Raw genomic sequence first — 3,080 nt, forward strand, 5'->3', positions numbered from 1 at the left:
GCCCCCGGACGCCCACCCCGCCCAGCGGGGTGTTCCGCGGCCAACCGGTGCCCGGCCACGACTGCCCGGCGGGCGGCAACATGCTCCCAACGGATACTCCTCGGACCGGTATCCGACGGGCGGGTACCCCACGGACCGGGACCGGTCCACCGCGGACAGCTACCCGCCGGCCGTAAACCCGTCGGTGGCCCGGGGCGATGTCGTCGTGCCGTCGTCCCGGCCCGCTCCCTCGATCTCCGGTCCGGTCGAGATGGCCACGGCCAGGGTCGAGACGCCGCGCCCGATGACCGGAACCGGAACCGGGCCGGGCGGCCCGTCAGACCCCGGTCACGCGGTGCCGGGGCCCGGACGCCACCAGGGCCGGCCATCACCCCAGCCGGGGCCGACGCCGCCGGAATCCATCCGGTCGGGATCTAGGCAGCCGGGATCTAGGCATCGCGGGCAGCCCGACCGCGGGCAGCCAGGCCCGGCCGAGTCCCCGGGACGCCCCGCGGGGAACAGGGCGAGAGCCTGGGTAGACCGTCCCCGAGCACCGGAGCGGCGCGTGGAACCGGGTGGGCAACCGGCGAGGGACCGGCCCGGCCCACGGCCCATCGGCCGTCCCGACCATCCCGGGCCGACCTCCGATCGGAACCCGACCCCGCCCGACGGGCGCGCCCCGGACGGAACCGGTGGTGTACCGCACGGCTCCGGTCGCCGGTACGCGCAACCCGGGATCGACCCGCCGAACTCGTCGCACCCCGGTCGGGCTGCCATGCCGCGAACGGCCGCACGAGCGGATGCGGATGCGGACATGGTGCCGCCTCCCCGCGGCAACCTATCGGCGGCGGCGGCCCGCATCGACCAGACCGCGGTCGACGAGGTCACGCGGGCCTGGATGGCTCGCCGCGAGTCGGTGCTGGACGGCATCGACGTCATCTGACGCCATCCCCCGACTCGGTCACCCGCTCGGCCGTCCCAGCGGGGGGAGGCCGACCCGCCCCGGCGCGGCTCCCCGGCCCGACGCCCGGCCGGGGAAGCGCCGATGCTGTCCTCGGCGCGTCGCGTCGCCCGGATGTCCCGGTCGCGGTATCCAGATGCGTCGCGTGGCCGTTGCCTGGCTCGACGACCACAGAGGGTCAGGTTTGGGGGGGCGGTCATGGTGGCAGTAACGCGACGCGGCAGACCCCCGCACCGGGACGATGACCGTGCCTGACGACCCCACGGAAGGTGAGGCGTGGCCGAAGCTCTCAGCGCACGCTTCGACCTGCCCGCCGATCCCCGTGCCGCCAGCCGAGCCCGCCGGCTGGTCACCGAGCTGCTCGCCGCTTGGGGTCGCCCGGAGACCGTCGAGGTCGCGCAGCTGCTCGTCAGTGAGGTCGTGACGAACGCGGTGCGCTTCGTCGGTGCCCGCGCCGCCCTGTGCCTCACGCTGTCCCTGCGCGACGACCGGATCCGCATCGCGGTCGACGACGGAAGCTCGCTGTGGCCGGTGCTGAAACCCGCCCACGATGACGACGAGTCGGGCCGGGGCATGCATCTGGTCGCCGCGCTGGCGATGCAGTGGGGTGTCGTCGAGATGCCGGACACCCGGGGGTCAGGCAAGCAGGTCTGGTTCGACCTGCCACGCCAACAGGATCCGATCGAGGCGGTCTGCGGCTCCTGACCAGGGCCGCCGACCGATTCCTCCCGAAGCGTCGTCGCGCGACTTCCGGTGGCTAGGTTAGCAATAAGGATGCTTCAGCTGCTGTTCAGCCAAGCCGCATACCGTCGAGCCGCGTACCGTGACGTACGTCTCCTCTGCATCACGACCGTGATCGCACCTGTCGATCCTACGGGGGTAGTCATCGAGACTCCGGTCCTGCTCGGCGCTGACAGCGCCGAGAGCGCCGCGCCCGCGCCCCCGCTTCCACCACCGGCGGTGCTGACCCGGCAGCTACTACGACGCTCTGGTGCCCACCCGGGCGGCAACTCCGACGACGTGGCTGCAACGGCACCGACCTCTGCAACGGCACCGAGGGTCGAGCTCGTCGCCTCCCCGGCCGGTGACGCCCACGTCTTCGCCGAGCCGCTCGCGCTCCGTCTCGGGCCGGTCCGATCGGCCCGGTCCCGGCGACGCAACGTCCTGCTCGCCGGCATGCTCGCCGTTCCCCTCACCATCCTGGCCGTGCGCTTCCGCGGCGACATGGCCTCACGGCTGGCCGGCGTTCCCGCGCCCCGCTGGCACTGGCTCGTCATCTGCGCGCTCTCCTCGGTCTTGTTCTACTTCGCCAACGGCCTGTCCACGCGGGCGGCCAGCGGCCTGCGGATCGAGCTACGCACCGCGACCGGCCTGCAGGTCGCGGCGGCGGCGGCGAACCGGATCGTGCCCGCGGGTCTCGGGGCCATCGCGGTCCATCTGCGTTTCCTGGAACGGCGCGGGATGACGCGTCCCGCGGCCTTGGCGGCCATCACGTCAATCAAGGTGGCCGGCGGGGTGGCGCACCTCGGGGGCATCGTCCTGGTCGCCGGCACCCTCAGCGACTCGGGCATCGGCGCGGCCCTGGCTAACCCGCTGCGGTCCACTGTCCAGGGGCTCGGGCCGGGGCCGTTCGTGCTCGGCTGTGGGGCGGTCTGCGCGCTCGTGACGGGCACCGTGGCCCATCCGCGGATCCGGTCGAAGGCCCGGCCGGCAGTGCGGGCCTTCGACACTCATCTGAAGATCCTCGCCCGTTCCCCGTGCCGGACTCTGGTGCTGCTGCTGTCCCAAATAGGGACACGCTTCTTCCAGATCCTCGCGCTCGCCTGCACGGTCTGGGCATTCGGCACCAGCATGACGTTGATGTCCGTTGCCGCGGTCTACCTCATCGGCTCGATGGTAGCCGGCGCGGCGCCGACAGCCGGCGGCATCGGCGCGATCGAACCGGCACTCGCCTTCGGGCTCGCAGCCGCGGGTGGTACGGCGGCGTCCATGTTCACCGCGGTCCTCGTCTACCGCCTGATCAGCTTCTGGCTGCCGGTGCTGCCGGGGATCCTCATGCTGGCCTGGCTGCGCCGCACCGGCGACCTGTAGGCGGGGGGCAGGGGGTCGGCGCGACCGCGGCCCGGGAGCGGCCCAGGCG

General features: G+C 73.2%; 3 protein-coding genes. All 3 read left to right on the forward strand.

Features of this window, described 5'->3' with window-relative positions; all coding sequences use genetic code 11:
* Window positions 1-793 precede the first annotated feature (793 nt).
* On the forward strand, window positions 794-922 hold the full coding sequence (locus AC08OV_RS24230; RefSeq protein WP_462186757.1) for a hypothetical protein: 129 nt from the start codon (window positions 794-796) through the stop codon (window positions 920-922).
* Window positions 923-1,216: 294 nt separating this feature from the next.
* Window positions 1,217-1,645: an ATP-binding protein gene (locus AC08OV_RS24235; protein ID WP_462186758.1), complete on the forward strand. Its 429-nt coding sequence runs from the start codon at window positions 1,217-1,219 to the stop codon at window positions 1,643-1,645.
* A gap of 147 nt (window positions 1,646-1,792) precedes the next feature.
* The gene (locus AC08OV_RS24240) at window positions 1,793-3,031 is read left to right on the forward strand and encodes a lysylphosphatidylglycerol synthase transmembrane domain-containing protein (RefSeq protein WP_476616152.1); all 1,239 of its coding nucleotides are present in this window, start codon (window positions 1,793-1,795) and stop codon (window positions 3,029-3,031) included.
* Window positions 3,032-3,080: the final 49 nt, after the last annotated feature.

The organism is Frankia sp. CeTa3Moorea (assembly GCF_978021225.1).